The sequence below is a fragment of the Streptococcus sp. X13SY08 genome (assembly GCF_001182825.2).
In the GTDB taxonomy this organism is placed as follows: Bacteria; Bacillota; Bacilli; order Lactobacillales; family Streptococcaceae; genus Streptococcus.
Genome location: NZ_LFYO02000002.1, coordinates 204766 through 227251, shown reverse-complemented (window position 1 = coordinate 227251; position 22486 = coordinate 204766). Strand labels below are relative to the sequence as shown.

Annotated in this window: 24 protein-coding genes; 9 read left to right on the top strand and 15 right to left on the bottom strand. The window is 40.9% G+C overall.

All coding sequences use genetic code 11. The annotated features are described in order from the left end of the window. Position 1 precedes the first annotated feature (1 nt). The 12 genes from murA to ligA all read right to left on the bottom strand — a co-directional run bounded on the left by murA (position 2) and on the right by ligA (position 11394). Entirely contained in the window at positions 2-1276 is a 1275-nt protein-coding gene (gene murA, locus AEX56_RS01745) for a UDP-N-acetylglucosamine 1-carboxyvinyltransferase (RefSeq protein WP_049617670.1), read from the bottom strand. Between the two features lie 27 nt (positions 1277-1303). Next, complete coding sequence (locus AEX56_RS01740) at positions 1304-1537, bottom strand: DUF1146 family protein (RefSeq protein ID WP_049617669.1); 234 nt, start codon at positions 1535-1537, stop codon at positions 1304-1306. Positions 1538-1567: 30 nt separating this feature from the next. Continuing rightward, positions 1568-1984: a F0F1 ATP synthase subunit epsilon gene (locus AEX56_RS01735; RefSeq protein ID WP_049617668.1), complete on the bottom strand. Its 417-nt coding sequence runs from the start codon at positions 1982-1984 to the stop codon at positions 1568-1570. Between the two features lie 9 nt (positions 1985-1993). Continuing rightward, a complete protein-coding gene (gene atpD / locus AEX56_RS01730) occupies positions 1994-3400 on the bottom strand; it encodes a F0F1 ATP synthase subunit beta (protein WP_049617667.1) in 1407 nt (468 codons plus the stop codon). Between the two features lie 421 nt (positions 3401-3821). Beyond that, positions 3822-4700, bottom strand: coding sequence for a F0F1 ATP synthase subunit gamma (locus AEX56_RS01725; RefSeq protein ID WP_049617666.1), 879 nt, complete (start codon positions 4698-4700; stop codon positions 3822-3824). A gap of 15 nt (positions 4701-4715) precedes the next feature. Beyond that, entirely contained in the window at positions 4716-6221 is a 1506-nt protein-coding gene (gene atpA, locus AEX56_RS01720) for a F0F1 ATP synthase subunit alpha (RefSeq protein ID WP_049617665.1), read from the bottom strand. A 19-nt stretch (positions 6222-6240) separates the two neighbouring features. Next, positions 6241-6774, bottom strand: coding sequence for a F0F1 ATP synthase subunit delta (locus AEX56_RS01715; RefSeq protein ID WP_049617664.1), 534 nt, complete (start codon positions 6772-6774; stop codon positions 6241-6243). Continuing rightward, the gene (gene atpF / locus AEX56_RS01710; protein ID WP_049617663.1) at positions 6774-7277 is read right to left on the bottom strand and encodes a F0F1 ATP synthase subunit B; all 504 of its coding nucleotides are present in this window, start codon (positions 7275-7277) and stop codon (positions 6774-6776) included. The genes AEX56_RS01715 and atpF overlap by 1 nt, the downstream gene beginning before the upstream one ends. Positions 7278-7295: 18 nt before the next feature. Then, entirely contained in the window at positions 7296-8012 is a 717-nt protein-coding gene (gene atpB / locus AEX56_RS01705) for a F0F1 ATP synthase subunit A (protein WP_049617662.1), read from the bottom strand. 37 nt (positions 8013-8049) lie between these two features. Beyond that, entirely contained in the window at positions 8050-8253 is a 204-nt protein-coding gene (locus AEX56_RS01700) for a F0F1 ATP synthase subunit C (protein ID WP_049617661.1), read from the bottom strand. A gap of 140 nt (positions 8254-8393) precedes the next feature. After that, positions 8394-9425, bottom strand: a complete 1032-nt coding sequence (locus tag AEX56_RS01695) for a diacylglycerol kinase family lipid kinase (protein WP_049617660.1) — start codon at positions 9423-9425, stop codon at positions 8394-8396. A gap of 10 nt (positions 9426-9435) precedes the next feature. Beyond that, positions 9436-11394, bottom strand: a complete 1959-nt coding sequence (gene ligA, locus AEX56_RS01690; RefSeq protein ID WP_049617659.1) for an NAD-dependent DNA ligase LigA — start codon at positions 11392-11394, stop codon at positions 9436-9438. Positions 11395-11553: 159 nt separating this feature from the next. Here ligA and AEX56_RS08630 point away from each other — a divergent pair, with 159 nt between their 5' ends. From AEX56_RS08630 to zwf, 4 genes are all read left to right on the top strand, one after another. Further along, positions 11554-11703: an SPJ_0845 family protein gene (locus AEX56_RS08630; protein WP_165497248.1), complete on the top strand. Its 150-nt coding sequence runs from the start codon at positions 11554-11556 to the stop codon at positions 11701-11703. 3 nt (positions 11704-11706) lie between these two features. Continuing rightward, positions 11707-12618, top strand: a complete 912-nt coding sequence (locus AEX56_RS01685) for a permease (protein WP_049617658.1) — start codon at positions 11707-11709, stop codon at positions 12616-12618. After that, positions 12619-13434 carry a TIGR03943 family putative permease subunit gene (locus AEX56_RS01680; RefSeq protein WP_049617657.1) on the top strand — a complete coding sequence of 272 codons (816 nt, stop codon included), beginning with the start codon at positions 12619-12621 and terminating at the stop codon, positions 13432-13434. It abuts the gene before it with no gap. 112 nt (positions 13435-13546) lie between these two features. Next, positions 13547-15034, top strand: coding sequence for a glucose-6-phosphate dehydrogenase (gene zwf / locus AEX56_RS01675; protein ID WP_049617656.1), 1488 nt, complete (start codon positions 13547-13549; stop codon positions 15032-15034). 44 nt (positions 15035-15078) lie between these two features. Here the strand turns inward: zwf and ftsY are convergent, their stop codons facing one another. The 3 genes from ftsY to AEX56_RS08680 are packed head-to-tail and all read right to left on the bottom strand — an operon-like array spanning position 15079 to position 17424. Beyond that, on the bottom strand, positions 15079-16479 hold the full coding sequence (ftsY, locus tag AEX56_RS01670; protein ID WP_049617655.1) for a signal recognition particle-docking protein FtsY: 1401 nt from the start codon (positions 16477-16479) through the stop codon (positions 15079-15081). After that, positions 16466-17290, bottom strand: coding sequence for a Cof-type HAD-IIB family hydrolase (locus AEX56_RS01665; protein WP_049617654.1), 825 nt, complete (start codon positions 17288-17290; stop codon positions 16466-16468). The genes ftsY and AEX56_RS01665 overlap by 14 nt, the downstream gene beginning before the upstream one ends. Beyond that, positions 17275-17424, bottom strand: a complete 150-nt coding sequence (locus tag AEX56_RS08680; RefSeq protein ID WP_201776489.1) for a hypothetical protein — start codon at positions 17422-17424, stop codon at positions 17275-17277. The genes AEX56_RS01665 and AEX56_RS08680 overlap by 16 nt, the downstream gene beginning before the upstream one ends. A gap of 378 nt (positions 17425-17802) precedes the next feature. Here AEX56_RS08680 and AEX56_RS08125 point away from each other — a divergent pair, with 378 nt between their 5' ends. The 5 genes from AEX56_RS08125 (at position 17803) to AEX56_RS01645 (ending at position 22284) form a co-directional block, all read left to right on the top strand. Further along, on the top strand, positions 17803-17964 hold the full coding sequence (locus AEX56_RS08125; protein ID WP_082326143.1) for a YSIRK-type signal peptide-containing protein: 162 nt from the start codon (positions 17803-17805) through the stop codon (positions 17962-17964). A gap of 295 nt (positions 17965-18259) precedes the next feature. Next, positions 18260-18961: a hypothetical protein gene (locus AEX56_RS01660; RefSeq protein ID WP_049617653.1), complete on the top strand. Its 702-nt coding sequence runs from the start codon at positions 18260-18262 to the stop codon at positions 18959-18961. Further along, complete coding sequence (locus tag AEX56_RS01655; RefSeq protein ID WP_049617652.1) at positions 18958-19764, top strand: hypothetical protein; 807 nt, start codon at positions 18958-18960, stop codon at positions 19762-19764. Before AEX56_RS01660 ends, AEX56_RS01655 begins: the two co-directional genes overlap by 4 nt. Before the next feature lie 407 nt (positions 19765-20171). Continuing rightward, entirely contained in the window at positions 20172-20543 is a 372-nt protein-coding gene (locus AEX56_RS01650) for a YSIRK-type signal peptide-containing protein (protein WP_049617651.1), read from the top strand. Between the two features lie 31 nt (positions 20544-20574). Then, positions 20575-22284 (top strand): hypothetical protein, encoded by a 1710-nt coding sequence (locus tag AEX56_RS01645; protein ID WP_049617650.1) that lies wholly within the window; start codon positions 20575-20577, stop codon positions 22282-22284. Positions 22285-22486: the final 202 nt, after the last annotated feature.

The following is a 22486-nucleotide window of genomic DNA, read 5'->3' as shown; positions in this document are numbered from 1 at the left end:
TCTATTCCTCACCATTTATTCGTTCAATATCTGCACCGAGCGCCGCTAATTTTTCATGGAATTGATAGTAACCACGGTCTAGATGCGTTAGTTTCCCAACAGTTGTCACACCTTCTGCCACTAAGCCACTCAAAATCAAAGCTGCACTAGCACGCAAATCTGATGACATCACTTCTGCCCCTTGCAGAGTGCCACCACCTGAAATAATAGCTGTATCACGCAAAATTTCAGAATGCAAATCCATACGACGCATTTCTTCCAAGTGTTGGAAGCGATTCTCAAAGACCGTTTCAATCATGGTCGATTCCCCCTTAGCAACCGCCATCAGAGCTGTAAACTGTGCCTGCATATCAGTCGGAAAACCTGGATGTGGCAAAGTTTTAACGGTAACAGGTTTGAGCATGTCCACTTGCGAACGCACGCGAATACCTTCAGGCTCTTCTGTCACCTGAACTCCCATTTCCATCATTTTAGAAATAAGCGGACGGTTGTGTTCCCAGATAGCGTCCTTTACCAGAACATCGCCACCTGTCATGGCAGCAGCAACCATAAATGTACCTGCTTCGATGCGGTCTTGCACCACTTGGTGCTCTGCTCCATGCATCTTTTCAACACCTTTGATCACCAAAGTTTCGGTACCTGCTCCCTTGACGTTAGCCCCCATTTTATTGAGTAAAATGGCTAAATCAACAATTTCTGGCTCACGCGCAGCATTTTCAATGGTAGTCACACCATCAGCCAAAGTAGCTGCCATCATGAGATTTTGTGTAGCTCCTACGCTAGGGAAATCCATGTAAATATGTGCACCTTTTAGCTTGTCAGCACGAGCCTCTATATTACCAGCTTTTTGGGTAATCTGGGCGCCCATTGCCTCCAAACCTTTGAGGTGAAGGTCAATCGGGCGACTACCAATAGTACAACCACCCGGCATAGAAACCTTCGCAAATCCATTCCGTGCCAAAATCGGTCCTAAAACCACGATAGAAGCACGCATTTGATTGACATATTTATAAGGAGCCTGACTACCTAATTCGCCACTAGCATCCACATGAATCTCTTTCTCACTCTGGTCAAATGTCACAGCCACATTGAGACCTCTCACCACATTATTCATGGTAAAGACATCCGACAAAATCGGTACATTGGACAAAGTAGTTTGTCCTTCGCTAGCCAAAACAGTAGCCGCTAATAGGGGCAAAACAGCATTTTTAGCGCCTTCAATGGTCACTTGACCTTCTAGGCGATTCTTCCCACCACGTACGATAATCGTATCCATTTTACATCCTCGTTCTATTTGAATTAACTAGCTGGTCAAACCAACGGCCAAAGTGCGACTGAGGGTCAGCAAATCCAAGAAAAAAGTGGAAACTAAATAGCCTAAAGCAATAGCCACAAATAAAAGAAATAACTGAATTTTTCCCTTGTTTTCGGCTGTACCTTTTAACCACTTGGACCAATCCACTACACTCACCAACAATTGATGTGCCATCACAATAAAGAAAAGATGGCTAATTAATGCTAAAATCGTTGCAATCATATTCCTATTATACCAAACAAAATCTTTCCCTTATTTATTTCCGACACGGATACGATTGAGCGCACGTTGCAAAGCAATGCTAGCCCGACGTTCCATATCAATATTTTTGGCATTCTGTGCTTCTTCCATCTCACGCTCAGCACGCAATTTCGCACGTTCAGCACGACTGATATCGATATCCCGCGCACGCTCAGCAGAGTCAGAAACGATGGTAATTAAGTTTTTATTAACCTCGATAATACCACCATTAACCGCAATCCAGTCCACGTGATTCTCATCATCAATACGACGAACCTTGATTTCATCAATTTCAAGTACTGCAATTAATTCCACGTGACCAGGATAAATCCCTAGCTCCCCTTCCTTGGTCTTTACCAAGACAAAAGCAGCATGGTGGTCATAGCGAATACCATCTGGTGTTACAATTTGTACTGTCATTTGAGCCATAAGCCACCTCTAGTACTTCATGCGGGATGCTTTCTCCACAACCTCTTCGATAGAACCAACATTACGGAAGGCGTCTTCAGGAAGACCATCATGTTTGCCATCAAGAATTTCTTTAAAACCACGAACGGCTTCTGCAACTGGTACGTATGATCCTGGTAAACCAGTAAATTGTTCCGCCACATTAAAGTTTTGTGAAAGGAAGAATTGGATACGACGCGCACGACCAACCAAGGTCTTCTCATCGTCTGATAATTCATCCATCCCAAGAATGGCAATGATATCTTGCAATTCTTGATAGCGTTGAAGAACACGCTTCACTTCCATAGCAACTGCATAGTGATCTTCCCCAACAATTTCAGGTGCTAAGGCACGTGAACTTGATGCCAACGGATCCACAGCTGGATAAATACCCAATTGTGTCAATTTACGTTCCAAGTTGGTGGTAGAATCCAAGTGGGCAAAGGCTGTTGCTGGTGCAGGGTCTGTATAGTCATCGGCAGGCACGTAGATAGCCTGAATAGATGTTACAGAACCTTTCTTAGTAGAAGTAATCCGCTCTTGCAATTGCCCCATTTCCGTAGCCAAAGTTGGTTGGTAACCAACGGCAGATGGCATACGACCAAGAAGGGCTGAAACCTCTGAACCAGCTTGAGTAAAGCGGAAGATATTATCAATGAAGAGGAGCACGTCCTGACCTTCCACATCACGGAAATATTCCGCAATAGTCAGACCAGTAAGAGCAACGCGCATCCGTGCTCCTGGTGGTTCATTCATCTGACCAAATACCATGGCGTTTTTTTCAATAACGCCTGAATCCTTCATTTCCCAGTAAAGGTCATTCCCCTCACGCGTACGCTCACCAACACCTGTAAAGACCGAAATCCCCCCATGTTCTTGAGCGATATTGTGAATCAATTCCTGAATCAGAACGGTTTTACCAACTCCGGCACCGCCGAAGAGACCAACCTTCCCACCTTTTAAATAAGGTGCTAACAGGTCAATAACCTTGATTCCTGTTTCAAGAATTTCTGTTGAAGTAGATAATTCATCAAAAGTTGGTGCTTTTTTATGGATTGGTTGACGCTCGGTATCTTCAGAAAATTTCTCTTCTAAGTCAATGGTTTCCCCAAGAACGTTGAAAACACGTCCCAAGGTTTCTTTACCAACTGGCACAGAAATCGGACGACCTGTATCCAATACTTCCATTCCGCGGGTTAAGCCATCTGTTGATTCCATAGCGATCGTGCGAACGACACCATCCCCAAGTTCCAAAGCAACTTCTAGCACAATTTTTTGTTTGGATGCATCATTTTTATAAACGACAAGTGCGTTGTTAATCTCAGGTAGTTTGTCTTCCGCCGCAAAAGCAACGTCCACGACTGGTCCAACAACCTGAGTAATTTTGCCTGAACTCATCTTTTCTCCTTCTATACAAGATATGAGGCGTTAAGCAAGCAAAGTGAAAATAAGAGAATGACCAAGAGTCCTACAGACTCTAGGAATTCTATCTTTTTTGCACAGCTCGTAGCCCGAATTCAATTATCAAGATACAAAAGCCGTAAAAACGCAAAGTGAAAATGGTGGTAAGTCAGAAATCTTTGATTTCGTCGACATACCTCCGTCAGGACGACTAGAGTTTTGAAAAAACTCAGACATCTACGACGTTTTTCTATACCCAAATCCATTCAGCGTTTAGGCTGTGTTCAATTATTAAGATATAAGACCGTTAATAAAACGAGAAGAAAATAGAAATCTTGACGAAGTGCCAGAGCACTAGAAAAAATTGTCTTTTTCTCGACGTTTTTAGGTCGAATTCAATTCATTAAATTAGATTTTTCTATTCCAATGCTGATGCTCCTGCAACAATTTCCGTAATTTCTTGGGTAATAGCTGCTTGACGAGCTCGATTGTATTGAATTGTTAAGTCTGTAATAACATTTTTTGCGTTATCTGTCGCTGTTTGCATGGCGGTCATACCCGCAGCATTTTCAGCTGTTTTTGCATCTAAAAGAGCCCCGTAAATCATTGACTCAGCATATTGCGGCAAGAGCTGATTCAAGATTGCTTCACGGCTTGGTTCCATCTCAAAAGTCGCTGTATAGCCATCTACCTCGTTATGGTCCAAATCCTCAATTGGCAACATCTGTTGTACACGCACCTGACTAGTCAAACTATTGACATGGTGATTGTAACAAACATAGAGTTCATCGAAAATTTCATTTTTGTACATTTCTACAGACTTAGAAATAATCTTTTGAACTTCTTCAAAGCTTGGGTCATCAGCAATCCCGCGCAACTCAAAGATGGGATTCATCTTGCGTGCACGGAAGAAATCAGCCCCCATGCTGCCGATAGCGATAATTTCGTACTCATCCTTACTATCATGGTCTTGTTCAATCATACCCATAACAGCTTTTAGAATAGTCGAATTGTAGGCACCTTTTAGCCCACTATCAGATGTAATGACAATATAACCAGTTTTTTTAACTTCGCGCCGAATGAGCATAGGATTGCTAATATCCCCACTCATTAGCTCCGTCCGCAAAATATCTGTCGTCACTTGACGAACCTTATTCGCATAAATTTGAAAGGATTTTGCAGATTGCTCTGACTTAGCTATTTTAGCAGCAGAAACCATCTGCATAGCACCTGTAATCTGACTGGTTTTCTTAGTTGATGCAATTTTTGTTTTGATTTCGTTTAGAGAACCTGCCATTCTTACACTCCCTCATTATTTAAAAATAGACTGGTCTTTAAACTCTTGAATGGCTTCATTCAATTCGTTTGTATCTGGCAAGTCTTTAGTTGTCCGAATGACTTCAAGAAGTGCATCATAATGTAAATCAAAATAAGAATATAATTCTTCTTCAAATGACAAGACATCATCAATCGGAACTGAATCAAGGAATCCATTGGTCAAAGCGTACAAGATTAAGACTTGCTTTTCGACTGGCAATGGTTTGTGTAATGGCTGCTTCAACACTTCAACGGTACGACGACCGCGGTTCAATTTGGCTTGTGTTGCTGCATCTAAATCTGAACCAAACTGCGTGAAGGCCTCTAGTTCACGATAAGAAGCAAGGTCGATACGCAGAGTACCAGCAACTTTTTTCATAGCCTTGATTTGAGCAGAACCCCCAACACGAGATACGGATGAACCCGCATCAATAGCTGGACGGATACCTGAGTTGAACAAATCGTCTTTCAAGAAAATTTGTCCATCTGTAATTGAAATCACGTTGGTCGCAATATAAGCTGAAATGTCCCCTGCTTGTGTTTCAATAAATGGCAGAGCTGTAATGGAACCACCACCTAATTCATCAGAAACCTTTGCAGAACGCTCCAAGAGACGTGAATGGAGGTAGAATACATCACCTGGATAAGCTTCACGACCTGGAGGACGACGAAGGAGCAAGGACAATTCACGATAAGCTACCGCTTGTTTTGACAAATCATCATAAACAATGAGAACATGCTTGCCTTCATACATAAATTCCTCTGCCATAGCAACCCCTGCATAAGGCGCAAGGAAGAGCAATGGAGACGGCTGTGAGGCAGAAGCTGTCACAACGATTGTATAATCAAGCGCACCATACTGACGAAGAGTTTCAACTTGTGAACGAACGGTTGATTCTTTTTGACCAATGGCTACATAGATACAAATCATATCTTGACCTTTTTGATTCAAAATCGCATCGATGGCAACAGATGTTTTCCCTGTTTGACGGTCACCGATAATCAACTCACGTTGCCCACGACCAATTGGTACTAAGGCATCAATGGCCTTGAGTCCTGTTTGCAAAGGTTCGCTAACGGATTTACGCTGCATAACACCCGGCGCAGGATACTCAATTGGACGAGTTTTGCTGGTACGAATTTCACCAAGTCCATCTACTGGCTGACCAAGAGGATTGATGACACGACCAATCAAGGCATTCCCGACAGGAACTTCCATGATTTTACCCGTACGACGCACAACTGAACCTTCACGGATATTAGAGAATTCTCCCAAGATAATAATCCCGACATCAGCCGTCTCTAAGTTTTGTGCCATACCGATTGTGCCATTTTCAAAGATTAACAGCTCACCACTCATGGCATTATCTAAACCTTGGGCACGAGCAATTCCATCACCAATATAGGTCACAACACCAGTTTCGGTATAGTCAAAATCGGGTTGATACTCTTCAATTTGTTGTTTTAGTAAAGCGCTAATTTCTTGTGTGTTTATTACCAAAAGAACACCACTTTCTATCTTAAAGCTTTTTTCTAATGTCTTTTAATTGCGTTCGGACACTAGCATCAATGACTCGATGGTTAACTGTAACAATAAATCCACCAAGTATTTCTCTATCAATTTGTTCCAACACATTGCGCACTTTGACATCAAAACGTGATTCTGCCAAAGCTGCCAATCGTTGTTTTTGTTCGTCTGATAAGGATTGAATAGACGTTATGACCATGTCAAATTCATTTTTACTTTTGCTGATTTTTAAGAGAACTTCTTCCAGAGTTGACAAGAGCAAGTCTGCGTTGCCCTCCTGAATAATAGCCTCTACTAAATCATTGACAAAACGATATTCTGAACGACGAAGGATCCGAATGAATTCTTCTTTATCCTTTGTCGAAACAGTTGAAGAAATCAAAATTCGATTCAATCGAGTATCACGAATAATATGGACAATGTGTTGAACTTCATCGTACACATGCCAAATATCTTCACGATCCCCATAGCGATCTACAAAGTTTTGAGCATATTTTTGCACGACGGCCGTTTCTTTTACACCCATTACTTGTCTCCTAATCTATCAATATACCGATCGATTAAGTCACTGTGAGCTTGTTGGTCCAAGTCTTCCAAAATGATTTTCCCTGCCAAATCAACAGCAAGATTAGCCACTTGGACGCGGAGGTTTTCTTGTGCTTCACGTTTGTCAGCAGTGATTTCCAATTCCGCCTTTTTCTTCATAGCATCTACTTCTACGCCAGCTTGTTCAAGAATGTGTTTTTTCTCAACTTTAGCGCGTTCAACAGCGTCCTGAATGATTTTTTTACTTTCGATACGACCGGCTACCAACTCATCCTGACGTTGTTGCACCAACTCTTCTGCTGCTTGTGTTTTTGCTGCAGCTTCATCTAAATCGCCGGCAATTTTAGCAGCACGTTTTTCAAAAATTCCCGTAATATTTTTCCATGCAAAGACACGAATCAAAATCAAGAGAATTAAGAAAGAAGCTGTTACCAGTACGAAATTTCCAAGTATTTCACTGTATCCAATCATTGTTGTTATCATGAATTTTCTCTTCCTTTCTTATTGTTTTTCACCTGAAATCTTTTTATCTAAATACATGGAAACTAACATCACGTATACGTAAGCTTGCAAACATGAGATAAAGACAGAAAAACCTGTCCAAATAACATTTAGCAAAAGCGCAATCGGATAAGTAAAGCCATTTGCCTGAGACATCTGAAGCAAAAGTGACACTAATACTTCCCCTGCGAAGATATTTCCGTAGAGACGTAAAGCCAAGGAAGCCAAATTAGTCACTTCTTCCAAAATATTCATCGGTGTCATCACAAGTGGCGTGATAAATGATTTCAAATAACCTTTCAATCCTCGACGACGAATGCCTTCTGCATGACAAAATACTGTTGCAATAATAGCAAGACCAAAGTCATAAGCCATATTCGCAGTTGGTGACGTCCAAAGATTATGCCCTTGAGCTGTTTCGATTTTTGTCATCAAACCCAAGTTATTGGCTAGGACAAGGAAAGTAAAAAGAACAAAGAAAAAAAGATTGTAGCGCTTGGCTTCTTCTTCTCCCAAGTTTCCCTTTGTAAAATTAATCGTCATGTCGTAGATATACTCTAAAACATTTTGCTTCCCTTTTGGCTTCAATTGCATCTTACGACTCGCCCAAAATACCAAGGCAAACACAATCAAAACCGTAATGGCTGATACCAGTACCATTGTCAAATCGAAGGTGATTGGACCAATCTGAAGGGTTGGATTCATACTCTCTTCCAAAGAAGGTTCCCCCTTTTCTATATTTTAACGATTCGGTTTAGCCACGGAACAAGAAAGTCATAGCCAAGGTAATAAAGAATGTACCTTCGATAAAGGCAACGCCGAGGAATACCCCTGTCAATAATTTACTTTGCAATTCTGGTTGACGTGCTGTAGAGTTCAAATAAGCTGAAACAAGCAAACCCTCACCGATACTAACACCTAAAGTAGCCATCCCCAATGCTAATGCAGACAAATCCATTTTAAAAGTCTCCTTTAAATTTTTATACTAAGTTAGCATACTCCTAAAAAATGCATTTGTCAAGGAAATACGCGGTATGGAAACATTTTATAAATAGGGAAAATAAAAAGAAAAAGCAGATTGACCACCTTTTCTTCCTATTATATAGTCTCTTCAAAATGCGTAATTTCGTCCATGAAATTTTGTGTCATTTCACTGAGTTTTGTATCAACGGTAATAGCTTCATTTGAAACTTTATCCGTATCAGCAAAAATTTCAATATGATTAGCTAAATTAGTGAGCTCAACAGGTGCATCACCACCATATTCACCATCCAAGTTTAACAAGAGTCGATTTTGACTAATCAGAGATTTGATTTTTAGACTGCGAGTTTTGATATATTCAATTTTGGGGCTATTGATGTGCTTTCCGCCATCCAGTACTTGACGGATTAAATGAAGGATTTCAAACAAATTCCCGGTCTTGACCATTAGCAAAGTAAACTGCCCATCATCAAGCTTTGCATCGGGAACAATCTGTTCAAACCCACCAATAGAATTGGTCAATGCTACGAAAATCATAGAGACCTTTCCTTCAAATACGCCCCCATCATGCTGTACGCGAACAGGTGTGAATTGGACGCGCGGCAAGAGCTCGGCACCTTTCACCACATAGGCTAGATAGCCAAACATCGTCTTAAGCTGGCTAGGGACACTATAAGTCAATTCCGTCAGCGTTCCTGCTGCCGCAATGTTGATAAAATAGGATTCGTGTGCTTGATCGTGCTTGATGGTTTTGGCATGACCAATGTCCATGAGGACGGTCTGATTTTTCCCAATCATTTTAGCGGCTTCAATCGGATTTCCACGTGGAACCTTGAGCGCACGTGCGTAATCATTGGTTGTCCCTGTAGGAATAATCGCCATCTTTGGTCGGTGTGGCAATGGTGCGATTCCATTCACCACCTCATTGATAGTGCCATCTCCACCCGCTGCAATGACCAAATCAAAGCCTGTCTTGGCGGCTCTTGTTGCTTCATTTTTAGCCGAATCTTTTTCAGGAGTTGTCCGAAAGGCGGAAGTTTCGTAGCCGAATCCCTCTAAAATATCTAAGACTTCTGCGACATTTTTCTTCATGATTTCTTGACCCGAGGTCGGGTTGTAAATCAGACGTGCACGTTTTCGTCTTTTCATTGCTCCTCCTTTACAAATTTTCTAGCCAAGCTTCATCTCGAATCTCAATTCCTAATTCTTGCGCTTTGGCTAATTTACTGCCAGCATACGCGCCAGCTACTACGATGCTTGTTTTTTTGGAAACAGAACCAGCAACATTGGCTCCTAAACTTTCTAATTTTGCTTTTGCCTCACTGCGTTTGAGTCGCTCTAATTTACCTGTCAAAACAACCGTCATGCCAGATAGCGCTGCTCCTTCTACCGCCACTTGACCGAGATAGACAAGATTGACACCTGTTTCTTCTAGTTCCTCCAAAAGCGTCTGAGCTCCTGGACTATTAAAATAGGTAGCAATGGATTGAGCAATCACCTGTCCAAGGCCATCAATGCTGGCAATCGCATCTATATCTGCATTCGCTAAGGACTGCAAATCGCCAAATTTTTCCATGAGCAACTTACTTGCCTTACTACCTACATGGCGAATTCCTAAGCCAAACAAGAGTCGCTCCGCTGAATTTTCTTTGGAAGCTTGAATAGCTTGGAAAAGCTTTTGCGCGGATTTTTCCTTGAATCCCTCAAGATTGAGAAAATCCTCTTCCGTGAGCTTGTAAATGTCTGCCACATCGTGAACCAACCCAGCAGTAAAGAGTTTTACTACATTCGAGGAACCAAGTCCCGCTATATTCATAGCATCTCGGCTAGCAAAATGCTCCAACCGATTCATGATTTGAGATGGACAAAGAGGATTGATACAGCGCAGAGCCACTTCGTCTTCAAAATGCTGCAACTCCTCTTGGCAACTCGGACAAAGACGAGGGATTGGCATAACTTCTTGATGGCTACGCTTCTCCATAACCACCCGTAAGACCGCTGGAATAATATCACCAGCCTTGTAGACGATAACGGTATCGCCAATACGAATGTCTTTTTCCGCGATGTAATCCACATTATGAAGGGTGGCACGACTGACAGTCGTGCCGGCCAGTTGGACAGGAGTCAAATTGGCAGTCGGTGTCACCACACCTGTACGCCCAACCGTCCAGTCTACAGATAAAATCTCTGCTTCTTTTTCTTCTGCTGGAAATTTGTAAGCAACTGCCCAGCGAGGTGCCTTTACAGTAAAACCAAGCTCATCTTGAATAGCTAAATCATTGACCTTGATGACGACACCGTCAATATCATAAGCCAAGTCCTGACGCTTCTGGGCAATATCTTGGATAAAGTCCCAAACCTGATTCATGCTGTCTGCCAGTATGTATTCATGATTGGTTACAAAGCCCATTCGGTCCAAATGTTGCAAAATATGACTTTGGCTGTCATCCTCAACCGGACTGGCTACTTGATAGAGGAAAGTAGCTAGTCCACGTTTGGCAACAACACCTGTATCCAGCTGACGCAGTGTACCTGCTGCAGCATTTCGTGGATTAGCAAACTCAGACTCTCCTTTTTCCTGACGTTCTTGATTGACACGATCAAAAGAGGCACGTGGCATATAACATTCACCACGGACAGTGATATTCACATTTTCAGGCAAGGTCAAAGGAATATCCTTCACTCGCTTGAGATTTTCAGTGATATTTTCGCCAACACGACCATCACCACGCGTGGCACCGACCACCAGACGACCGTTTTCATAAGTCAGGGAAATAGACAAACCGTCAATTTTCAATTCGCAGATGTAAGTTGCATGGGGAAACTCCTTACGAACACGCTGATCAAATGCGTCTAATTCTTGGCGTGAAAAAGCATCCTGTAAACTATACAAGGGATACTCATGTTGATATTTTTCAAAACCTGCCAGAATTTTTCCGCCGACACGATGAGTCGGACTATTTGGCAAGACAAAATCTGGATGAGCTGCTTCTAAATCCACCAGCTCACGGTACAATTTATCGTATTCTGCATCTGATACACTAGGATTGTCCAATTCATAGTAGTCTCGAGCGTACTGATTCAGCAGATTTGTCAATTCAATCATTCTGTTTTTCATAGTCCTATTATATCATGATTTATCGTATTTCTTTTAAAATCAAGTAGCCTTTTGCTCAGAAAATTCCAAAGAGTTATGATTAAATCCCAGAAATTTTTTCTCATAAAAGGTATAATGGAAACAATTATTATCTATCCTATTATTTTTCGGAGGTGCCTTATGGCTGTTACATTCAAACGACAAGACGATTTAGAAAAAATGCTAGAAGAATTCGCTTCTTTTGATCAGCTAGAATCCATTGATTTCCCAGATAAAGCAGCCGATAAAACACCAGCAAAACCTGCTGAAAAATCTGTCGAAAGTAAATAGACTATGAGCTTTTTTCAGAATTTACCAACCTCTGTCTTGCAAGCGGGCGCTATTTTTCTGTCCATCATGATTGAAGCCCTGCCATTTGTCTTGATTGGCTCCATCATATCGGGATTTATCGAGGTCTATATTACACCTGATATGGTGCACCAATTTTTACCCAAGAATAAACTCCTTCGCATCCTGTTTGGCTCCTTGATTGGATTTTTCTTTCCATCATGTGAATGCGGAATTGTCCCTATCGTTCACCGTTTTTTGGAGAAAAAAGTACCTACCTACACAGCTGTCCCCTTCTTAGCGACAGCTCCTGTTATCAATCCTATCGTACTCTTTGCGACCTATACTGCCTTTGGAAATTCTATGCGCTTTGCACTGACACGTGCTTTTGGCTCCATCTTGGTGGCCATCGTTTTGGGAATTTTTCTAGGCTTTGTCACCCAAGAATCCATTCTAAAGGCAAAAGTAGTGAGAACAGAAGAGCACCATCATCATCCAGAACATAGTTTAAAAGGTTTGGCAAAAGCGGGGCATGCCCTCATTCATTCTATTGATGAATTTTTTGATACCGGGCGCTATTTGGTCTTCGGCTGTCTCTTTGCCAGCTTGGTTCAGGTCTACATTCCAACTCGGATTTTAACGACTATTGGACATAGCCCTGTGACGGCTATCTTAGTCATGATGCTCTTAGCATTTCTTCTATCACTCTGCTCAGAAGCCGATGCTTTTATCGGGGCTTCTCTTCTATCCAGTTTTGGGTTTGCGCCCGTCATGGCATTCTTAGTCATTGGTCCCATGATTGATGTCAAAAATCTTCTGATGATGAAAAATTACTTTACCACACGCTTTATCCTACAATTCATGGTCTTGATTACTGTGGTTATTTTAGACTATTGCTTGGTGATTGGAGGTATATAGATGATTCGATTTTTGATTCTAGCAGGCTATTTTGAAACGACGATGTACCTCTATGTCTCAGGAAAATTAGACCAATACATCAATCTGCACTATTCCTATTTAGCTTTTTTGTCCATGATTCTATCCTTCATTCTGGCCATGGTCCAATTGGTGGTCTGGATGAAGCAAATCGAAACGCACAGCCATCTACACAAAAAATCTGCCAAGTTTGCCAGCATTGCTCTGCTCTTATTCCCTCTTGGAGTGGCCTGGCTCTTTCCAACTGTCAGTCTTGATTCCACAACCGTAGCCGCTAAGGGCTACCATTTCCCACTTGCCGACGGAGCGGATGCCCAGACTCAGGATCAAGAAGGGACCACAGTCCAATACTTAAAACCTGATACTTCGACTTACTTTACCAAATCAGCCTACCAAAAGAAAATGCGTAAAGTCGCAGATTCTTATCTGGAACAAAATACCATTCAGATTACCACTGAAAATTATATGGCTATCATGGAAGTGATTTATGACTATCCTGATGAATTTGTCGGCAAAAACATTGAATTGACCGGCTTCGTCTATAATGATCCTGACCATAATAACCAACAATTTATCTTTCGCTTTGGAATTATCCATTGTATTGCTGACTCGGGTGTCTACGGTCTTTTGACAACTGGAAACAGCCAAACATTTGCTGACAATACTTGGGTCAAAGCAAGCGGGACCTTGAAAATGAATTACCATGCGTCACTCAAGCAAACTTTGCCTACACTTGAATTAAAGAATTATCAAGAGATACAGGAACCCGACAATCCCTATGTCTATCGTGTTTTCTAGAGATAGAAAATATCAAAGTGAATTTTCTGAATGTTTATGCTATACTAGTTTCAGACTATTTTTAGAGCAAATAAAACATTAAAAAACGATAACAGAAAGATTGGAAACATAAATGGCAACACCCGTCTTATTTACCATTTTTGGAGCAAGTGGAGATCTTGCAAAACGCAAACTCTACCCATCTCTTTTTAGACTCTACAAGGCTGGACATATCGCTGAAAACTTTGCAGTGATCGGAACAGCGCGTCGCCCGTGGACCAAGGATTTTTTTGAGCAAACAGTCATCGAATCCTTAGGGGATTTACCAGACAACCCGCGCCAAGCACACGACTTTGCTAGCCATTTTTACTATCAAAGTCACGATGTCAACGATACAGAACATTATATTGCTTTACGTCAATTGCAGGAAAAATTGGGCAAAGAATACCAAACAGACCATAATAAAGTCTTCTTCCTTTCCATGGCACCTGAATTTTTCGGAACGATTGCCAAACACCTTAAATCGGAAGAAATCGTTGATGGAAAAGGTTTTGAACGCCTCATTATCGAAAAACCATTTGGGACCAGCTTAAAGACAGCTGAAATACTCAATGCCGAATTAGCTGAAACCTTCAAAGAAGATCAGATTTACCGTATCGACCATTATCTTGGAAAAGAAATGGTGCAAAATATCTTTGCAGTACGCTTTGCCAATATTATTTTTGAGCATGTTTGGAATCGTCACCACATTGACAATGTACAAATTAGCTTCGCTGAGTCCATCGGTGTCGAAGATCGTGGTGGATACTACGATAATTCCGGTGCTCTAAAGGACATGATTCAAAACCATGCTCTACAAGTTCTGTCTATTTTGGCTATGGACAAACCAAAGAGTTTTAACGAAGTGGATGTCCGAGCAGAAAAAATTAAGGTCTTCCAAAGCCTGAAAACGCAGACCGACGATGAAATTAAACGTCATTTCATTCGTGGACAGTACGCTGCTGGAAGCATTGATGGCAATGATTATGTCGGCTATTTAGATGAAGCAAACATTGCAGAAAATTCTCAAACCGAAACCTTTGCAAGCGGCGTCTTCTTTGTGGATACCGATCGATTCCTCGATGTTCCTTTCTTCTTCCGCACAGGGAAACGCTTGACAGAAAAAGGGACTCGTGTCACCATCGTCTTCAAAAAAGCAGAGGATATTTTCGGACAGCATGCAGAGCAAAATGTCTTGACCATCTATATCCAGCCAACAGAAGGCTTCTCGCTCTTTATCAATGGTAAAGAAGCAGGGGCAAACTTTGCCTTAATTCCTGCTAAACTCAGTTTCCGCCACAATGCTGCGGCGTTAGGCAATTCTCCAGAAGCCTATGAAAAACTCTTCTTCGATGTCTTAAATGGTGATTCCACCAACTTTAGTCACTGGGAAGAAGTTAAAGCCAGCTGGACCTTCATCGATCAAGTGGTCCGTATTTGGCAAGAAAACCAAGTCCCTCTTCACCTCTACTCAGCTGGTAGTATGGGACCACAGGCAGCATTTGATTTACTGAAAGAGTATAAGACTGAATGGCTCTGGACGCCAGATGTCTGGTATCGTGAACGTGGCTTACTCAAATAAAAACAAAAAAACGGTTAGAGAATTCTAGCCGTTTTCGTTTACTTTTATAGCAAGCCTTCTAGAAGGCCTTTCATGAATTCTTCAGACTTAAATGGTCCAATATCATCGATTTTTTCTCCAAAACCAATAAATTTAACCGGAATATCCAATTCTTCACGGATAGCAAGTACAACACCACCGCGTGCTGTCCCATCAATCTTGGTCAAGACCAAACCTGTCAGCGGTGTAATTTTTGAAAATTCCTTAGCTTGAACAAGAGCGTTCTGACCAGTTGATGCATCCACCGCTAATAGGGTTTCATGAGGTGCTTCTGGCACCACGCGTTTGATAATGCGACCAACTTTCTCTAGCTCCGCCATAAGATTATCTTTGTTTTGCAAACGTCCAGCCGTGTCAATCATGAGAATATCCACACCTTCTGCCACTGCTCGTTCCATACCATCAAAGACAACGCTAGCCGGATCTGATTTTTCAGGTCCCGTCACCACAGGAACATCTACACGTCGTCCCCATTCTACCAACTGAGCTACTGCGCCTGCACGGAAAGTATCTGCTGCAACCAACATGACTTTTTTACCAGCTCGCTTGTACTTGTAAGCCAATTTCCCGATAGAGGTCGTCTTCCCAACGCCATTGACTCCGACAAATAACATAACGGTCAAGCCGTTTTGCACCTTAACTTCTTCGTGGTATTGACCATCTTTATCATAGATAGAGACCAGCTTTTCAATAATTACACGTTTCAAGTCCGATGATGATTTAGCATTTTGCAATTTGGCCTCATAGCGTAAATCCTCCGTCAAGGTTGAAGCCACACGTACACCAACATCTGATAAAATCAGCATTTCTTCCAGCTCTTCAAAAAATTCTTCATCTACCGTGCGGAAGTTTGCGAAAAACTCATTCAGCATCGCTCCAAATCCAGTCCGAGTCTTTTTGAGGCTTCGGCTGTATTTTTCAGCTTCTGTTTCTTCAGAAGGACTTTCTTCAACTACTTGAACCTGACTGTCTTGCGCTGGATTCTCAGTCATTGAAACAGTGGCGTCACTAGCTGCTTCTTTGGCTGCATAATATTTGGCCACCAGGGCCGAGGTCTGCTCTGCTTCTAGGTCCGTTTTCTCCTCAACAGCTGAATCTACCGCCTCTTCTTCCACTGAATGTTGGATTTGTTCATCCGATTGTTCAGGTTCTTCTTCGGGAAATAGCGGAGCTTCTGTAAAAGGAACAAGCGCAGAGTTATCTTCGTCTGCTAACATACCTCCTTCTGGACGCTCTGCCATTGACTCCACACTCTTACCAAAAACAGGCCCCTCTTCGGAATCTTGATGCGCTTCCTCTTCTAAATCCACTTCCACCTCTACATCTTCAACGAGCGATTCTTCTAAGATTGGAAGTTCTTTTTCTTCTTCATGTTTTCTGCCAAATAGTCGATCAAATAATCCCATTTGTATCCTCGCTTACTACGTATTGTTCAATCGCCCAAGCGACTGCGTCTTCGTCGTTGGTCATAAGCGCTACGACATCAGCCACTGACTTGATGTGTTCTGAGGCATTTCCCATAGCAACACCAATCCCAGCCCACTGAATCATTGTCAAATCATTTTCTTCATCTCCACACGCCATGACTTCTGCCCTAGTTAGACCCAAATGCTCGATCAATTTTGCTAGACCACTTGCTTTATGGACACCTTTAGGGCTCCATTCTAGGAGCATAGAACGAGATTTAAAAATCTCAAACCGGTCGTAAAATGCCGCTGGGATGTTGGGGATTTGACTATCCAGATACTCTGCATCACATGCGGACACTGCCTTGTTGAAGATAGTATCCTGTGGCAAATCTTCATCAGGTGTAGGAATGTAAGTCAACAGCCCCAAAGTTGGATAGAGCGACTCATGTGCCGATGGCAATAAATACGCATTCCCACCATGAATAGCGTCAAGCGGCAATCCCAATTCCTTGGTTACTTGGCGAATATCCCGAATATCTTCTAGTGTAAAACCAATTTGATCCAGCACTTGACCAGCATTGTTTTGCACCAAACCGCCATTGAAGGCCAACGAATACTCTTTCTCATTATCAAGCTCTAATTCTTCTAAGATATTTTCGATAGCTGCCAGTGGACGACCTGTGGTGATGACAATCTTCACACCCATATCGTGTGCTTTTTTTAGAGCTGCCTTATTGCCAGCTGAAATTTTCTTTTCTTCATTTAATAACGTCCCATCTAAATCGAGGGCGATTAGTTTGATGGACATACAATTTCCTCCATATAACTCATAACTGAGCCAGTATCATGATGACCAATAATCTGATCAGCAAGCGATTGGATTTCGGGATGGGCATCCAGAAAAGTCCCATCCATATCTGTTGCCATCAATTTTATTGCCATTGTCTCGTCCCTTTCTACATTTTTCAACTAATTTCCAATCTATTATAACATAGATTACCTTTATTCTTATTTGTATGAAAGAAAAGTGATAACAAAAAATCTACCGAAAGAATTGTCTACTTATTTATAACCGTTTTTTAATAGTTTCTAGCTGCACACTTCAAGATGATCCCGCAGAAATCAAGTACTTGTGACTGCCGAAAATATACTGTCAATCCTAGCAATTATCTCCTAATAAAGTGAACAAATTATAAACTTTAAAAAAATACGATAAAATATTTAACAAAACTACTGCATTTGTCTATACCATTTGTTAGAACACTTCTGAACAATACGACTAATATTGTATAAAATAATATCCCAAGGAGAATTTTCACTATGAAAAAAGAAAAAACTATGAAATACTACCTGCGCAAGTCGGCATTCGGCTTGGTAGCTGTAGCTGCTGCATTTATCCTTAATAGCACTACAGGAAGCGTGGCACATGCTGGAGCTCTGACGCCTATCGATGGTCCTGGAACACATATAAAGAGCGGTTAAATAACCTTAAAAAATCGTTGAAAAGGAAGATCGAAACGCATTTACATTTGCATCTCCATATCAAGAGATACATGAGACGTATATCTACCTAAACAATAACTTAGAGCGTTTTGCTGAGAGGGCAGAACTAAAACCGGAATGGTTAGGAGCTTTCGATCAACTGATTAAAGGTGTTAACAAAGAATTTCCAACACTACGTGAAGAAGTTGAAAAACTGAAAGTCACAATACCTAGTTCCAGTGAAGAACATACAGCAGAACCTGCTGAATCTTCAACGAGTGTCGCAGGTAATGTTTTGAAAATCGGTCCTGAAAATGCGAAACACGAGTCAGATGCGCCAGAGGACACTTTGGTGGAGAAGACAGATGCACCAGAGGAAGGAGAACCATCAGTATCATCCCCTGCGCCAGCACCAGCCGAATCTGCAAATCAGGTAGACCAAGCTGCAGTACCAGCACCAGCTGAGAAAGCGCCCGTGGCTAAAAAAGGCTCTGAATTAGCTTCAATCATTGAATCTTTGGCTTCTGAAATAGATGATGTAGTAAAACATAATGACCTTAAAAAGACTATAGGTACAGAAAAATTTACTAAATTCACTAAAGTATTGGAAAAACTAAATCAAAGTAAGGATGACACTGTTTTACCTGAATTGGCTCAAGAAATATCAGAATTGACATCTCTCTTAGAAGCAGAACTTGAGAATGCAAAAATTTCATTACAAGAAGGTAAGAAAGTAGCCCCAGCCGCACCTACACCAGCTGAAAAATCACCATCAGTAGAGCAAAGTACTGACTCTCAAGCGGCTGCTCCATCTCAAGAAGAACAAAAAGAAACAGATTCTGATTCTTCAACTACTGGTTCTGCGCAAGCTACAACACCTGAAGTACAGGCAGGTAAGGAGACAGAGGCAAAAAATTTATTCACCACAACTACACTTCTGCAATATGCTTTTGGTCACTTAAAAGTAGCAAAGGCGATGAAAAAGGTTCACAAATGACAACACCTGCTGAGCTAGTTTCTGATGTAGAGGTCTTTATCGGAGGATTGAAGACAGTATCAAGCGACACAAAACTAGAAACTACAGTTCCTGATACTACACTTCCAGTTGATCCTCAACAAACACCGAGTCATTCAGATGATCAATCTGCTACTCCTTCAGAAAAACAAAAGCAAACTACACCAACAGTTGAAGAAAATGTTACCTACAAATTCGAATTGGTTGACGAAGGAGGTTATGTCCTTGAACATCATGAAATCAATGACAAAAACCTTACTGATGCTGAACGTGCCTTCAGAACTTATCTACACAAGAAGGAAGTAAATGCCACTTGGAAATACTTTGAGGACTCTCAAACATTTATGGCATTCGTAAAACCTAAAGTAGAAGAAACTGCAACTTACACTCTAAAGGTAGTCGGTGGGGAAAATGAAACCATTACTCTAGAAGATTCAACCGTATCAGAAGCAGAACGTTTCTTCAAAAACTACGCTTACGACAAGAAAATGGATGCTACTTGGAAATACGAAAACGGAGTATTCGAAGCAACTCTTACAGAAACACCAAAAGTGACAGTACCAGAAATCGCAATTGAAGGCGAGAAAAAAGTTGAGCCTAGCACACCTCAAGCTGAACCTAAAGCAACGGAAACATTCGACACTAATGTATCGCCCCCTGATACTCACAACACTAAACCAAAAGCATCTGACAGTGTAGAAACTTATATCAATGAAGTACATGATGATACAATGCTCTTAATGCACTATGGCTTAGAAAATTGGATGTTAGGAATCTTAAATTAATTAAAACAAAAACACTTAGAACATGGATTTCTAAGTGTTTTTCCCTTTCATGTATAGAAATGAATTCAATCTATTGGGAATAACAGCATTGGATATATATTTTTTTTTATTAGATACGCTCAATATATGTTGTAGATACTCTTTTAAGCCGAAGTTCCTTATTGTGAAAAAAGATTAAAAAGTTATCCCATCTTCTACTTAGTGAAACTTCTACAATTACTCTTGCAATTTTGGGCAACTTAGGATTTCCAAAAAAATTAGTTTTCAGCCAGCGTGAGATAATACCTTAAAAATATTTTAAAGTGTTTTCAACAAAAAAGCTGCAATTGTCTATATCATTTTTTAAAAAATTTCTGAACAATATCTAATATATTGTACAAACAATGTTATAAAGGAGAATTTTCACTATGAAAAAAGAAAAAACTATAAAGTACTGCCTACGCAAATCAAGTGTAGGTCTAGTTGCGGTCGCTGCTGCATTTCTATTAGCAACAACTGTTGGACAGAACACAGTACATGCTGATACAGCAGGAGAATTGTTAAAAAATTTGGATGCTGTATACAATACATTACAAGAAGCAGCTCTTGAAAATCCAGAAAATCAAGAGTATCAGTCTAAATTTACTTTAGCTCGACCAAAATATAATAACCTAAAAAATATACTCGAAAAAATTGGCCAAGGCAACAACTTCCCAGAAGAGGGTATGGTAGTAGATGGATTCGGAAGTGTCAAACCAGAGATGATTAGAGAGGCAAACAAACAGTGGCGTGACTGTTAAGTACATCTTGGACGGAAGTCCGAGCACATCATTGCGCGTAGAAAAGTATGATACCAGTGGGACTACAAATTTTTCCCGTATTATAGGGTACTTGCAAGGTACAAACTTTGATTTCACAAACATCGCAACAGACAATTGCTTTAAAACTTTTGAGAAGGATGGCATAACTTATAACTTTAAACAAATTGCTGACAATCCAATTTTACCCTTAGATGGTCAAGATAATGTATTGACTTTGGTGTATACTAAACAAGAAACCAAGCCTACTGCTGACGTGAACACAGCTTCCCAAGCAGGGAGTTTGGCTCCGGCCTCAACTCCTGCTGCATCATCCGAACTGCCTGAAAAACAATCGGATAGCGTTCAAAAAGCTCAAGAACTAATCACAAAACTTGAAGGTCTATTACAGAATATTAAATCAATTGATGAACAAGAAGCGACTAATTTTAACTACAACTTCTTTTCAACAATGGACGATCTCTCAAAAGTAGTAAAGAATCAATCAGAAGCTACATCTGAAAGAGTATTTGAGGAAGCTACCAAATCAGAAACCGAGTTAACTCAAAAGTATCAAGAATTACTAGCACATAAGAGCAGTCCTACTGATTCGGATGTTACACTACCACAAACAGAACAATCTGATACTAAAATTGATTCAATTACTAAAGATGCACCAACTGAAACTGCTGAAGAATTAGCCAAATCACTTAGCGACACGGTAAGAGCCATTGGAAATTTCAGCCCATTATCCTCCTCTTCACCTGATTTAAACAGCCGATATGAGGAGTTAATTAAAGTACTTGACGGAACTGATGGCCGTGCTAATGACCCAGATACACTTAAGAACGCTAAGGCTTTGTTGGAAGTTTTGACTGAAAGATTGGCCACTTTAAAATCAGAAAATGCAGAAAAGGATTCACAATCTGGAACTGCAGGGGTAGCCTTAGCAAAACTCACTGAGGCTTTCGAAGCAATGAAAGCAAGAGCTGCAGCTAGCCAACTAAGTCCAGAAGCTCAAATAAAACTTGAGTTGGATACGCAACAGTATAACGATTTGAAAGATGAGTTGCTCAAATTTAATCCTTCACATAACATTGATGAAAACCGTGATGCTAATCCAACTATTTCGACGGAAATAGTTAACCGAACAATTGAACAGTTTAACAAGGAGTTCCTTAACCCTGTTGTAACTGAAAAAGGTACAGCTGAAACAACACTTAAAGAATTGAAATCTAAATTAGAGGAACTCAAGCAAAAAGTGTCTGAAATCGAACCACATGCCTTTACAGCAAACATTCTTCAGTATGCTGCCCTGCTAAATGGATATAATGAATTAACTCAACAAGCAAAAGAAACTGCAGATAAATTTAAAATTTCTACTTCCGCTATACCTGATGCTCCAAAATCAGATATACAAACTGAGTCAACTGGTACTTCTTTAATGGACAAGCTTGAAGATTTAGCGCTTGATATCCAAGAAGCAGCAAGTACAGATTTTCTCAGAAGAAATCTACCAGAACTTGCTACTCTTCTACCACAAAAAACTTTCGCTCATCTCAATAACTTGTTACAAACGCTTAAAACAGCTAACAGCAACACTGTACAGGCCTCAACAGCTAGTGATGTAAACTCATTGGTAGAAGCATTAACTCAAATTCTTAACAAACTTAAAAGTGAAAAAAAGGCTCTGCTACTGATCAACCAAAAGCTGAGCCAAAAAACACTTACTTATTCGAATTAGTTGAGGCTGATGGTTCTCTAAAGGAAGCATACCAAGTGGAAAATCAGACACTATCAGATGCTGAACACCAATTTAAGAGCTATGTCACCAAAAAAGTTTAGAGGCGACTTGGTCATACAATGAATATACGCAAACATTTAAGGCCACTGTAAAACAAAAAGTTGAGCCAAAAGGCACTTACTCATTCAAATTGATGGATGCA